General features: G+C 55.1%; 11 protein-coding genes. 4 read left to right on the top strand and 7 right to left on the bottom strand.

Annotation, left to right across the window (positions count from 1 at the left end):
• Window positions 1–182: 182 nt before the first annotated feature.
• The 4 genes from KFJ24_RS10330 to KFJ24_RS10315 form a co-directional block, all read right to left on the bottom strand.
• Window positions 183–635 carry a hypothetical protein gene (locus KFJ24_RS10330; RefSeq protein WP_250830996.1) on the bottom strand — a complete coding sequence of 151 codons (453 nt, stop codon included), beginning with the start codon at window positions 633–635 and terminating at the stop codon, window positions 183–185.
• A gap of 23 nt (window positions 636–658) precedes the next feature.
• On the bottom strand, window positions 659–2,344 hold the full coding sequence (locus KFJ24_RS10325) for a L,D-transpeptidase family protein (protein ID WP_250830995.1): 1,686 nt from the start codon (window positions 2,342–2,344) through the stop codon (window positions 659–661).
• A 63-nt stretch (window positions 2,345–2,407) separates the two neighbouring features.
• Complete coding sequence (locus KFJ24_RS10320) at window positions 2,408–3,469, bottom strand: PA0069 family radical SAM protein (protein ID WP_250830994.1); 1,062 nt, start codon at window positions 3,467–3,469, stop codon at window positions 2,408–2,410.
• Between the two features lie 91 nt (window positions 3,470–3,560).
• On the bottom strand, window positions 3,561–5,438 hold the full coding sequence (locus tag KFJ24_RS10315; protein WP_250830993.1) for a methyl-accepting chemotaxis protein: 1,878 nt from the start codon (window positions 5,436–5,438) through the stop codon (window positions 3,561–3,563).
• 105 nt (window positions 5,439–5,543) lie between these two features.
• Between KFJ24_RS10315 and KFJ24_RS10310 the strand changes: the two genes are divergently transcribed.
• Entirely contained in the window at window positions 5,544–6,320 is a 777-nt protein-coding gene (locus KFJ24_RS10310; RefSeq protein WP_250830992.1) for a TSUP family transporter, read from the top strand.
• Between the two features lie 13 nt (window positions 6,321–6,333).
• Here the strand turns inward: KFJ24_RS10310 and KFJ24_RS10305 are convergent, their stop codons facing one another.
• A complete protein-coding gene (locus KFJ24_RS10305; protein ID WP_250830991.1) occupies window positions 6,334–6,999 on the bottom strand; it encodes a hypothetical protein in 666 nt (221 codons plus the stop codon).
• Between the two features lie 190 nt (window positions 7,000–7,189).
• On the opposite strand from KFJ24_RS10305, the gene KFJ24_RS10300 reads away from it, so the two are divergent.
• The gene (locus KFJ24_RS10300; protein ID WP_250830990.1) at window positions 7,190–7,846 is read left to right on the top strand and encodes a protein-L-isoaspartate(D-aspartate) O-methyltransferase; all 657 of its coding nucleotides are present in this window, start codon (window positions 7,190–7,192) and stop codon (window positions 7,844–7,846) included.
• Window positions 7,847–7,870: 24 nt separating this feature from the next.
• Here the strand turns inward: KFJ24_RS10300 and KFJ24_RS10295 are convergent, their stop codons facing one another.
• Both KFJ24_RS10295 and KFJ24_RS10290 read right to left on the bottom strand, forming a co-directional pair.
• Window positions 7,871–8,677 carry a DUF1338 domain-containing protein gene (locus tag KFJ24_RS10295; protein ID WP_250830989.1) on the bottom strand — a complete coding sequence of 269 codons (807 nt, stop codon included), beginning with the start codon at window positions 8,675–8,677 and terminating at the stop codon, window positions 7,871–7,873.
• A complete protein-coding gene (locus KFJ24_RS10290; protein WP_250830988.1) occupies window positions 8,667–9,788 on the bottom strand; it encodes an arginine N-succinyltransferase in 1,122 nt (373 codons plus the stop codon). Before KFJ24_RS10290 ends, KFJ24_RS10295 begins: the two co-directional genes overlap by 11 nt.
• 116 nt (window positions 9,789–9,904) lie before the next feature.
• Between KFJ24_RS10290 and KFJ24_RS10285 the strand changes: the two genes are divergently transcribed.
• Both KFJ24_RS10285 and KFJ24_RS10280 read left to right on the top strand, forming a co-directional pair.
• The gene (locus tag KFJ24_RS10285; protein WP_250830987.1) at window positions 9,905–10,333 is read left to right on the top strand and encodes an Lrp/AsnC family transcriptional regulator; all 429 of its coding nucleotides are present in this window, start codon (window positions 9,905–9,907) and stop codon (window positions 10,331–10,333) included.
• Window positions 10,334–10,680: 347 nt separating this feature from the next.
• Window positions 10,681–12,363 (top strand): AMP-binding protein, encoded by a 1,683-nt coding sequence (locus tag KFJ24_RS10280; RefSeq protein WP_250830986.1) that lies wholly within the window; start codon window positions 10,681–10,683, stop codon window positions 12,361–12,363.
• Window positions 12,364–12,427 lie beyond the last annotated feature (64 nt).

The raw sequence follows: 12,427 nt of genomic DNA, 5'->3' as shown, positions 1-12,427 counted from the left end.
CAGTGGTGTTGTTCAGATGCTGCCGCATTCGCCTGGACAGTCAGACTGTGATACTCACGGCCAGTTTCACCAGACCGGGGCTGGAGCGGGCCAGTCTGGGGCCGGGCCAACGCGTACCCTCAATCAGGTTGTCCGTTTCGATTGGCGATGCAATGACGGCATTCCTTTTTACAAGGTACCGGTTAATCCGTTTTGTTTGCAGGGTACACCGAACGCGAGAGCGTCGGTTCACAGCCAACGACTTGTCTTGCCTGCTTGTGAGCATGAAGATACCAGCGTACGCCGGGGCGGGTAAAAGTCTGACCGGTTATCCTGAACTCTGTTGTTTCCATCGTCGCCGGTATGGGAGAGCCGTCGGCGTGCCGGTAGACACAGCTGGTACCAATCACCGCCGGCGTTGCGACAGGTAGCTCGACAAACCCGTCTTCGCGAACCTCTGGCGGTTTTCCGTCTACGGTAATGATCTTGAGGCAGGGACCATAGTGAACCTTTTCCAGTTCCTTCACATATTCTCTGAGACAATGCTGTGCGCTCAGAAAGACGGTGTTATTGCTGCTATTTTCCTGCCCTGGCGAAGGGGACTGGCATCCCGCGAGGACCAGCAGGCAAAGCAGGAAAGGCACTGTGCGGTTCATGGCTGCTCCTCCCGAATAATTTGCTAACGTTGAGCTGATGCGGCAACCGGAGTTGGACGATATGAGTCACCATCCGGTGTTTCCCGTAGTCTCGATATCAGGCGATTGTCCCGGTTATAGATGTCGTTGCGAAGCTGCAGCTGGTCGTTGTCATCCACCCATGCTGTCCAGTACTGAATATAGACTGGCACCGGCGCTGGAAGTACAACGGTTACTGGCTGCGACGCTGCTAAAACATCATTGATTGTTTCCTGGGACCAGTCGGGGTCCTGGGAGAGCAGGTGCTCCGCCAGGTCGAAGGGCTGCTCGACACGAATGCAGCCGGAACTGAAAGAGCGCTCGGCCCTGCTGAAAAGACCTTGTCCCGGGGTGTCATGCAAGTATATGTCGTATTGATTGGGGAACATGAACTTGACCTGGCCGAGGGCATTTCGGGGGCCCGGTTCCTGCACCAACTGGTAGGGAAAATTATTCGCGGTCAAGGAGGCCCAGTTGACCGTCGTCGGATCAATCCGCTTTCGGTTTGCACCCCAGCCCTGGTATACGGTGATATTCAGGCGATCAAGGTAGCCAGGATCCCGGATGATCAGAGGCAGCTGATCTTCAATCATCAGTTTCCTGGGAACGGTCCAGGTGGGGTTAAACACAAGATATCGGATGCGGTCGCTGAATACCGGTGTTTGCCGGAAGGGCTGGCCGACGATGACCCGTTTATTCAGGATTTCCTCGCCATTCTCGATCATTTTCAGTTCGTAACCCGCGATATTCACGATGACAAACTTGCGCCCCAGAGATTCTGGTAACCAGCGCCAGCGCTCAAGTGTGGCGTCGATTTGTCGAACCCGCTCAACCGGCATCATGTTCAATGCGGCGATGGTCTGGCGGCCAATAATTCCGTCCGGTTCAAGACCGTGCCGGGTTTGAAATGCAGAGACAAACCTCTCCAGTTCATTGCCATAGCGCTGTCGGTCGCCGTTCAAGCCGGTTGTCGCTGTTTGGTCGGGCAGGTCGCCCAGCACTGCCATTCGGTGGCGGATTTCCGGCAGGCGTTGATCCTGATCACCTGGGCGGATTGACGGCGCCGCTGCCAGAGGTAGCCATGGTTGACCAAGCAGGCGCGTTATTCTGTACCGGGCCTGGACCAGCTTTCGATAGGCTTCGTGAGACGGCCGCAACTCATCCAGTGCAACGCTGATATCTTCGCTGGCGATGGCGTTGGCCAACACCGATTCCATTTTTCTCTGCCGGCGGTTTGCTGTCCACTCGGCGTGGACGTTCTGCGGGTTCACCTTACCCTCCAGAAGGTGGGAGCCAAGCATCAGGAACGCGTCCGAAAACAGCAGGTCCAGATCTGCCTGCAGGTCTTCTGAAAGTTCATCCATGCGCCGCAGCGCCAGTTCAGAAAGCACGGCTGCATGGTAGTCATCCGGATTCAGGCCATCCTTGCTTGCCTGTTCGACCGCCTCAATCAGTTGGTGACGTTGCTCGGGGGATGTCCACGCGGGTTGATAGCCTCTAGCTTCATAGAACTCTGAGAGCGCGTGGCGGGCAAGTAACGAGTCACCAAGAATCTTGACCGGGAAACCGGCGTCCAGTGCCTCCGTTCTTGCGACGATGGCTTCATTAGCCGCAGCACAGAGCGGGAGCCAGGCGATGGTTACCGCAAAGAGCAGTGAAGCTGCATTGGCAAAAACGCTTCGTCTGGACATGGTCTTCTCCGGTCCATCCATGAACAATATCGGATGACGATTGGAATACGGTGTACCTGAATTTTACCATAACCCCATTTGTTCTCCGGCGGGTCTTCTGAATAAATCGCTTCGTAGCGATTCGGGCTTATGCAGGTTCATGCCAAGTTGCCTGGCCTTTTTCGAGAAGCGCTGGCGAATCAGATCGGCATAGGGGCCGGTACCCGTCATTCTGCGCCCGAAATCGGAGTCATAGCTTCTGCCGCCCCGTAAATCACGGATTCGGTTCATCACGTGGTTGGCTCGCTGGGGGAAGTGCCGGTGCAGCCAATCCTGAAACAGTTCGTCCAGCTCCAGTGGTAATCGCAGCATGATCCAGCTGGCACGGGTTGCGCCGGCTGATGCTGCGGCCGTTAGTATGGCTTCGATTTCCTGGTCGTTTATGAACGGGATCACTGGCCCCAGAATGATTCCGGTGGGTACGCCGGCTGACGAGAGTTGTTCGATTATTTTCAGGCGCGTTGAAGGTGCTGCGGTTCTTGGTTCCATGCGCCTTTTAAGATCATTGCTCAAGGTAGTCAGGCTGATGCTGACCGAACACAGGTTCTGGCTGGCAAGCTCCGAGAGTAAATCGAGATCCCTCAGGATAAGGGCTCCCTTGGTAATGATAGAAACCGGATGGCGATATTCCGCCAGGACCTCAAGCAGTTGACGGGTGATCCGCCGCTCGCGCTCCAAAGGCTGGTAGGCATCGGTATTCATGCCCAGAGCGATGGGTGAGACCTTGTAGCCGGGCTTGTCCAGCTCATTCCTTAATGTTCGCGCAGCATTTGCCTTGGCAATAAGCCGGGTTTCGAAATCCAGGCCCGGAGACATATCCCAGTACGCGTGGGTTGGCCGCGCAAAGCAGTAAATGCAGGCGTGCTCACAGCCACGGTAGGGGTTAATGGACTGGTCGAACGGCACATCCGGCGAGGAGTTCCGGCTAATGATGCTACGCACCTGTTCGTCCATCACCTCGGTTGCCAGTGAGTCGGGATTCAGGTCGTCTTCCGGAGCCTGATACCAGCCGTCGTCAAAGTCCCGATCCGTGGCAATGGGCTGAAAGCGGTTATGAGGATTGAGGTCGGTCGCACGTGTTTTCATGAAGGCACCAGATACTGTTTATATGTACAGTACTGGTCATGCTACCCTTGCGGCAGATGACGCGCAAGGGGTGGTGGTTTGGCGGTTGTTTCTACAGGCGGAAACCCTGAGACGCCTGGGTTAGTGAGGCGGTTTGTGCGGATAGCCGTTCGATATGGGCATTGAGTTGCTGCCGGATATCTGCAGTTTCACGGGTATGGCCATGAATCTGCTCTACTTTCTGGGCGATTTCCTCGGTGGTGGTGGAAATGCCATCGACAGAAGACACTACCTGGTTCATGTCCCCGGCCAGTTGATTGATGGAGCCGGTAATCTGGTCGATCGCCTGTGCGGCTTCCTCGGCGCTTTTCTCGCCTTCGCCGGCAGAGTGGAGCCCTTCCTTCATCATGGTTGTGATGGCAGACGTCTCCCGGTTCAGGGAATCCACAATTTCGGCAATGCCATTGGTGGCCGATACGGTTTTTTCAGCCAGTGACCGGACTTCATCCGCTACTACGGAGAACCCTCGGCCTGCCTCGCCCGCCCGGGCTGCTTCAATGGCTGCATTCAGAGCCAGCAGGTTGGTCTGTTCGGCCAGGCTGTTAATTACATCCACAATGGAGTTGACCTTTTCACCGGTTTTGCTGAGCTGGCCGATCTGGTCATGGGTTTGCTGGATGCGCTCGGCAAGAGCACTCATGCTGTCGGCGCTGCGCTTGACAACCTTTGCACCGGACTGGGCTGCACCGTTGGCGCTCTGGGCCGCTTCGTTGACGGACTGGGTATACTGGGCAATATCGATCGCGGTGTGGGAAATTTCCTGAACGGCCGTGGCTGTCTGCTCGGTTTCACCCTCTACCTGTTCACCGTTTCGGCCCAGCTGTACAACCAGGGAATCCAGCTCACCCTGGAGGCTGGACAGGGTTCTGTTGCCTTCCACAACCTGTCCGATGACGCTGGAGACATCATCCAGCATTTTGTTGGTAGCTGTGCCGAGGCGATTGAATTCGTCCCTGGTATTGCTGCCTGGTTGGAGGCGTTGGCTGAGATCACCCGAGGCGACGCGGGTCAGCAGCTCAACGACTTCGTTCAGACGCCTGACCAGGGTACGCGATGCAGCGGTCAGCGTAAGAATAAGCACAATCAGAACGGCTGCGGATGTTGCAATGATAAGCCAGGAAGACGCCGTACGGGCTTCTTCCGCCTGGGCGCTGGTGGATGCAATGATGCCGGTGCGAAGGGATTTACCCTGGCTGATAATCATTGCACGAATGTCAGCCCCGATCGTCTCAAGCCTGGTTTCAAGACCTGCAATGATCTTGACGATGTTGTCAGACTCCGCAAAAGCGTCGGCGAACCCCTGAACAGATTGGCCCATTTCGATCTCCTGCCAATCCATATCTTTAACCACTGCCTGCATGCGAGCCAATGCTTCGCGGGTTTTCTCGGCATAGGAGGTGTCGAAGGTGTCCAGGTAGTCCCGGTAATTGGAGGCGATGATGTTGATGTCATCGTTGAAGATGGAAATGCTGATTTCCCGGAGGTCACTCTCAACAATACCGGCCATTTTCGCTTTCAGACCATTGCTGTTGGTCAGGCCCAGTGTTTGGCTCAGCCCCAGCCACTCTCGCCGCAGTTCTGTATAGTTGTTGACGGCATCGTGGATTTCCGCCGCTGTTTCGGCGATGGATGGGTCTGAGAGCTTTGCCGCTGCGGTTGGCAGTTCGCCGGCCTGTGTTTCCAGCGATGCGAGTTGGTTCTGGAAGGAGTCGACCGTATCCGGAGTCAGGTTTTCGCTGAGACGATCTGCGTTAAGCCAATCGTTCATCAGGTGCAACGAAGCCGTTTCGTAGGACCTGGCCTGGCTGCGTGCTTCATACGCTTCTGACACTTTGCTGAGGCCACTCAGCGAGGCCGCTAGCGCAATAGCAAGGCCCACGAAGGTGGCTGCAATCAGGAAGGTAAACTTCTGTTTCCAGGACAGGGCCATTATTATTCTCCGGGGTTTAATCAATATCCGTCCAGTTTGTAGCTCACTGAATATATCGGCGCTATTTCAAATAACTGGAGTCAATATTCAGTAAAAAAGGAAGTTATGTCCGATCTCGGCATTGCCCAGTATGTTTTGATTGCTGTTATCTTCGTCTGGAGTGGATTTGTACGCTCCGGGCTTGGGTTCGGTGGGGCTGTTTTGTCGTTACCCTTCCTTTTGCTGGTACTCGACCAGCCTTTGATTTTCTTGCCGATCATTGCCGTACACCTGCTGGTGTTTTCTTCTTTGACCATTTGGATGAATAATCGGAAGCGCCCCGATTCAGCCGGCATGAAAACAGAGGGAACGGTTGACTGGCGTTATCTCTGGCGCATTCTTGCGATCATGATCGTGCCCAAGCTGGTCGGGGTGTTTGGCCTGATAACCATGCCTGGCGATATCCTCAGCGCCATCATCTTCGTGATTGTCGGCTTGTATTCGGTGTCCTATATCGTCAACAAACCGTTCCGAAGTGGCAGCAAAGCGGTGGATACGCTGTTTCTCATGGTGGGTGGTTATATCAGTGGTACGTCCCTGATCGGCGCTCCCCTGATCATTGCCGTTGCGGCGCAGCACCTACCGAAAGAGAAGCTTCGGGATACCCTGTTCGCACTCTGGTTTATTCTGGTTTTTATCAAAATGGGCGCATTCGTATGGGCAGGCGTCGATTTGCAACTGATTCATCATCTTTGGTTGCTTCCCTGCGCCGCGGTAGGACATGTCATTGGCCTTCGTTTCCACGACCGTATTCTTCGGGCAGAAACGCCGGTGTTTTTCCAGGTGCTCGGAACCGTGCTGCTGATTGTCAGCAGCATTGGTATGTTCAGCGTTCTGGCCTGAGGTAATGGGCCGCTTAACCGGCCCGACCAAAAACCCGCTCGAAAAATCCGGCCGATTTCACGTCTGGAACCGGCAGGTTGTCCAGCTCCTCCATTGCCTTGCGCCAGAAGTGTTGGGGGGCATCCTGGTCGGCCACCAGGCTCCGTTCTTCAGTGCTGTAATGGTTATGTTCGCCTTCCAGTCCCTTTCTCATCAATTCCTGTGTCCACAGGTAAATTGTGCCCCTGACCGTTCTTAACAGTCGGCAGTAGGCCTCGCGGCTCAGGTTGATAGCCAGTTCGGCGCTCAGGTTGATCTGCTTTTGCAGTGCCACCATGTCTTCCTTGTCGAGGAGTATCCGGTTTCCGTCTCCCTTCTTGCTGTTTACACAGATTTTCTCCAGTGCTTTTGTGCCCTCAATGAGATCGAGATGGCCGTATTCCTTTCCCTGTTGATCGTTTACTGGTGCGGGAATCCAGCCATACTGTGGGGAGCGGGCTACGATATGTCCGGGTAGGTCCCGGCGATAGGGTGGTGCGGACTCCTTGTCCTGATAACCATCGAATTCTGTGCGTAGCCATGCCGCCATTTTTTTATGGCGCAGCATCATGGCGAGGGTGATTGCTGATGGCATGATGTCTTCGAGCAGTTCGGATGATTCCCTGGTCTGCTCCTCAAGGTGATTGATGGATGCTGACATGTTTTCCTCCTTGGCAGCGGGCATGGAGCTTCTCCCGGCTGTCAGATTTTTGTTGTTGTGTGGCTGCCGAATGGTTGCCTGTCCGGCGTGCCATGTTTAAAAAGTAGACAGTGAGGGTGGGGCGCACCGTTGTAAAAAAGTTGCTCCTTTGTAACGGTCGGTAAGCGGCCTTTGATTCAGGAGGCAAGTCATGAACGAACAAGTGGATTTTGAGGCTCAGCGGGCCTCGATGGTGGATTATCAGATTGTCGCCAGGGGCATCTCTTCGCCGCTGGTGATAGAGGCGATGAGGCGGGTGCCCAGAGAAAGGTTTGTCACGCCCAGGATGATCGACTGCGCCTACGAAGATGGCCCCCTGCCCATTGGTGCCGGGCAGACCATCTCACAGCCTTATATTGTTGCGCTGATGGCGGAAGCGCTGGGCCTGGAGGGTGGGGAGCGGATTCTGGATATAGGGACAGGGTCGGGCTATGCAGCGGCAGTGCTCGCATGTATCGCGTCCCGTGTATTCAGTATTGAGCGCATTCCGGAATTGGCTGAACGGGCGGCCCACACACTGGCTGCTGAAGGCTATGACAATGTGGAGGTCCGCTGCGGCGATGGCACTCTGGGCTGGCAGGAACACGCGCCATTTGATGGCATATGCGTGGCGGCGGGTGCTCCCACTATTCCCGAAACCCTCAAACAACAGTTGGCCATCGGTGGTCATCTGGTTATTCCGGTGGGTTCCGAGCACTCGGTGCAGTCACTGCGAAGAGTTGTTCGGGTTTCGGAAACCGAATTCCACAGTGACAATTTCGGAGGCGTCCGGTTCGTGCCTTTACTGGGCGAAGAAGGCTGGTCCTGAGCCAGGGCCCTCTTCGCGAGTACCTTACATGGCTGCGTTGGTGCTCTCGAAAATCTTGTCTGCCGAGGCAGCGACAAATCCGCTGTAAAGAGCGCCGTCGGCCTTTGGATAGCGCAGGGCAAACTCGTAAAAGCAGCTGGGAATAGTTATTTCCTGGTCCGAAAACCGGACTGGCACGCGATCAGCCATGGTGGATGACTGCTCCAGCAGGTCCTCTGGTGATCCTTTCACTTCGCCTCCGGAGGCATTGACGGTATAACCGCTATCCTTGAGAAGCTGATTGATCTGTTCAACAGTCTCAAAGCGCTCCAGGTGATTAATGCTGACGGTGAAATGATTCGCCCGATAACCCCACGCTGCCATCCACGCCGCGTACTCGCTTTCCTCCAGCAGTTTCCGGTAGGTGTCGTAATCCACATCCCAATGTCGACCGGAATACAGAAAATTGTCAGCGGTGACGCTCTCAGGGGAAACCTGTGCAACCAGGTTCTTTACCGCCGCCTGCAGCTCCGGTGAACACTGTTCTACCAGCAATTCAGAAATAAAGACCTTTGGCGCCTCCGGGTCCGGATGCTCATAGTGCCGTGCATAGAGCTTCTTGGCTTCAAAGTGATATTCACCGCCCTGGCGATAGCCAAGGGTGAGAAAGTGTTCGGCGAGTGCGTCCAGTCCAACCGGGGGTAAATTGAAGGTGCGCAGTGCAATGTGATCATTGACGATGGCATCCCCCTCTTTGGCACCCAGAATTCGATGGATCTCGGCGGCCGAGGGCGTCACCGCTTCATAGCTCTGCCAGAGCTGGTCGAAAAGGGAGTTGCGATCAGTGTGCATATTGAACCTCCGGATAAATCTGTTCGATGCCTGCTGGTGCATTTTGGCTTTGGCCAACCAGGGGCAGTGCGCGGCAGATGCTGCCATTGTCCAGCCCAAGCCCAGTGGCATGGGTGCGGGGCAGAATCAGGGTTTCAGTGTTTCGCCGCGTATGAGCTGCGGTCATAACTGTGGCGCGGAAACCGGTCGTCTCAGTATTGGTTATAAGTAGGGGTGTATCAATCCATGTCTGCCGGCGGCTGCGGAATTCGGCGACCGGCGCATTCTCAGCGTAAGTCTCCACCGTCCAGATTCTGGAGTCACATATACTGCGAATGCTGGCAAGCGGACATTCTAACGTGGGGCCCGCATCGAACAGATCAACCAGGCCCTTATGCCTGAAACCCTCGCCTTCAAGCATGCGCAATGCCGGCCGGGTATGCTCGTGCACCTGACTGATTACTGCTCTGGCTTCCGGGCTCATCAGGCAGCTGTACAAAGGGTGTGAGGGCATCAGTTCATCAATGAAGTCGGTATAGCCTGCCCCGGCCAGGCTGGTAGCCGATGCGAAATCCATATCCACGAAGTGGGCTTTCACCCAGTCCCAGAAAGGCGACTGGCCAGATGCATCGGACACGCCGCGCATCTCCGCAATCACCGTGTCGGAGAAACGCTCGGGATGAAGTGCCATAAACAGGAAACGGACCCGTGACAACAGCTTTCCAGCATAGCCCTGGCGGAACTGCGGACGCAGATAAAGGGAACAGATTTCAGTGCACCCAACATAATGATTGCAACGGGTCAGGGTTTCCACGTTTCGACGCAGGCCCAGGTCCCGGGAGTGATGGGTAACCGCGTTACGACGAAAATGATAGAGCGGCCGGGAGTGTCCAACAGCGGCTTCAATGCCGGTCGTGCCCATGATTTCCCCGCTCGATTCGTCCTCCAGCACAAACAGATAGTGTTCGTCGGTGGGATGGGAGACGTTCCGGCCAAAGCTGGAAATTGAGTGTTCGATTTTCCGGGTCAGTGCATCCCGATCGGGCATCAGCGAGGTAAATCCCGGGCCTGATTCGATGGCGATCTGTTGGAGCGTGTCGAGATCTCTATGGGCAATGGGGCGAACAATCATGACCTGCGTCCTTGGGATGTTTTTGCACAGTATGAAGCTATAATCCGTCAGTTTGCAGTTTCAAAATGAGCTAAATGGTTTATGCTTTTAACGAAACGACAAAATGGATAAGCAAAATGATCGGAAAACAGGATCAGAAGCTGCTGATGTTGCTCCGGCAGAATGCGAGGGTCAGCATCACAGAGTTGGCCAAAACCCTGCATCTGTCGCGATCAACGGTTCAGAACCGTATTGCTCGCCTTGAGGCCAATGGGGTTATACGGGGCTATTCGGTAATGCTGGGAGGAGAGTTTTCGGCCAACCAGGTCGAGGCTCATGTGTCGATAAAAGTCATGCAGAAACTGACGGCACGAACCAATTCAGCTCTGGAAGGTATCAGCCAGGTATCACAGCTTTTTTCAGTGAGCGGTGAGTATGATCTGATTGCGATCGTACAGGCCCAGTCCCTGGAGGAGCTGAGCGCTGTCCTGGATGGTATCGGCAACCTTGAGGGCGTAGAGCGAACGAATTCCGCAGTGGTTCTGGAAACCCGGTTTCGCCGTTAGTAACAGGCCGTTTCAGGCCTGATCAGGAGCCCAGAAGTCCAGCATAAGCACAATAAAGAAAAGCACCGGAGCCGAACAGGATAAGGCCCCAGGCCGGGAAGATCAGGGAAGAGCGAGCGGGTGTACTCATAGTCACCTCCTAAAGTGATGCCATTGCATACGAGTCACTCTTCACTCTAGACCATCCTTGATTGATGTCACGAAACAAAGTGAGAGCCAGTTCTCAGAAGGAGGCGGATTGATCAGTCCGCTGGGTGTTGTTGTTATTGAGCACCTTGGGAATCCCGCTATTATTAAAGTATCACCCATGACAACAACACTATTACAACAATAATCAGGAGCCATGCATGGCGGTAGATCCCCGGAAACAGACATCCCTGCATTGCCTTTATTACTGGGCAGAAACCACCCCCGACAACGTATACCTGACCCAGCCGTTTGCGGACGGGCACCTAGAAGACATCACCTGGAAAGACGCTGCAGATCAGGTGTCCCGAATGGCGGGCCACCTGATCAATCTGGACTTGCCGGAGCGCAGCAACATCGCGATTCTGGGCAAGAACAGCGCACACTGGGTTCTTGCGGACCTGGCCATCTGGGCGGCCGGGCATGTGTCGGTACCCTTGTATCCGACCCTGAATGGGGATACGGCCGGGTATGTCCTGGAACACAGTGAGGCAAAACTGATGTTTCTGGGAAAAATGGATGGTACGGCGGATGGCTGGAACGACATCAAGGGGCATATCCCCGCAGACCTGCCCATTATTTCCCTGCCGATGTCGCCCAGGGACGATACGCCCAAATGGCTTGATATTGTCGCGCAGAACCAGCCGGCGGAGCTGAAAATGCCAGATCCTGATGACCTGGCGACCATGGTCTATACCTCCGGCAGTACTGGCAGGCCCAAAGGAGTGATGCACAGTTTTCGTACCATGATATCGGTGGCCGACGGGCTGCAACAGCTGTTCCCGGTGTCTTCGGATGAACGCATGTTGTCGTATTTGCCCCTCGCACACGTGGCGGAGAGGGCAGCCGTGGAAACCCAGTCGTTGTATTACGGATTTCATCTGTACTTCGCCGGCTCCCTGGACACGTTCCAGCAGGATCTGCAACGGGCCCGTCCCACGTTGTTCTTTTCTGTGCCGCGCCTGTGGATGAAGTTCTATCTCGGCATAAACGCAAAGTTACCGCCGAAAAAGCAAAAGTTGTTGTTCAGTATCCCGATTGTGCGCTCCCTGGTTAAGAAAAAGGTGCTCAAACAGCTCGGGCTTGATCACTGTCGCGCTGCGCTGACTGGCGCGGCTCCATTGTCTGCCGAGATTATCGGCTGGTATCGGGGCCTGGGGCTGGAGTTGCTGGAGGTTTACGGAATGTCCGAGAATTTCGGCTATTCCCACGCGAATCGACCGGGCCAGGCAAAAGCGGGGTCGGTGGGTATGGCTAATCCCGGTGTGGAGCATCGCATTGGCGAAGGTGGAGAAGTTCAGGTTAAAAGCCCCGGACAAATGCTGGGCTATTACAAGAACGAGGAGAAAACCCGGGAAGACGTTACCGACGATGGCTTTTTGAAAACCGGTGACATGGGCGAAATCGATAGCGATGGCTGCCTCCGTATCACTGGCCGGGTCAAGGATCTCTTTAAAACCTCGAAGGGCAAGTATGTGGTGCCGGTACCTATCGAGAACCGGTTCAACCATCCAAAGGCCGAGGTGGTCTGTGTGGCCGGTGCCAACCAGCCGCAGCCCTGCCTGATGGTGTTGCTGTCAGAGGAAGCCCGGGATGAGTTGGAGGCGGGGGGGGATCGTGAAGAACTGGACCGGGAGCTGGCGGCTGAGCTGGACGCCGTGAACGCGGAGTGCGAGGCCCATGAAAAACTGGCTTTTTTGGTAGTGGTCAGCGAGCCGTGGACCATGGAAAACGGTATGTTGACGCCCACCATGAAAATCAAACGGAATGTGATTGAGGAGTTTTACACTCGCAAGATGGACGAGTGGTTTAACGAGAAGAGGAAGGTTGTCTGGGAATTCTGATCCCCACAACGTAAAACGCCGGCGGCTCCTTGAGGTGCCACCGGCGCGTTATCAAATCCCTATG

This window comes from Marinobacter sediminum (genome assembly GCF_023657445.1).
Lineage (GTDB): Bacteria > Pseudomonadota > Gammaproteobacteria > Pseudomonadales > Oleiphilaceae > Marinobacter > Marinobacter sediminum_A.
The sequence above is the reverse complement of the archived record's forward strand: the minus strand, read 5'-3'. Positions and strand labels throughout refer to the sequence as shown.

Bases quoted from the DNA above. Each gene is read 5' to 3' on its own strand.
- KFJ24_RS10295 (WP_250830989.1), bottom strand. From the start codon at position 8,677: ATGCACACTGATCGCAACTCCCTTTTCGACCAGCTCTGGCAGAGCTAT.
- KFJ24_RS10285 (WP_250830987.1), top strand. From the start codon at position 9,905: ATGATCGGAAAACAGGATCAGAAGCTGCTGATGTTGCTCCGGCAGAAT.
- KFJ24_RS10310 (WP_250830992.1), top strand. From the start codon at position 5,544: ATGTCCGATCTCGGCATTGCCCAGTATGTTTTGATTGCTGTTATCTTC.
- KFJ24_RS10320 (WP_250830994.1), bottom strand. From the start codon at position 3,469: ATGAAAACACGTGCGACCGACCTCAATCCTCATAACCGCTTTCAGCCC.
- KFJ24_RS10330 (WP_250830996.1), bottom strand. From the start codon at position 635: ATGAACCGCACAGTGCCTTTCCTGCTTTGCCTGCTGGTCCTCGCGGGA.
- KFJ24_RS10305 (WP_250830991.1), bottom strand. From the start codon at position 6,999: ATGTCAGCATCCATCAATCACCTTGAGGAGCAGACCAGGGAATCATCC.
- KFJ24_RS10315 (WP_250830993.1), bottom strand. From the start codon at position 5,438: ATGGCCCTGTCCTGGAAACAGAAGTTTACCTTCCTGATTGCAGCCACC.
- KFJ24_RS10280 (WP_250830986.1), top strand. From the start codon at position 10,681: ATGGCGGTAGATCCCCGGAAACAGACATCCCTGCATTGCCTTTATTAC.
- KFJ24_RS10290 (WP_250830988.1), bottom strand. From the start codon at position 9,788: ATGATTGTTCGCCCCATTGCCCATAGAGATCTCGACACGCTCCAACAG.
- KFJ24_RS10325 (WP_250830995.1), bottom strand. From the start codon at position 2,344: ATGTCCAGACGAAGCGTTTTTGCCAATGCAGCTTCACTGCTCTTTGCG.
- KFJ24_RS10300 (WP_250830990.1), top strand. From the start codon at position 7,190: ATGAACGAACAAGTGGATTTTGAGGCTCAGCGGGCCTCGATGGTGGAT.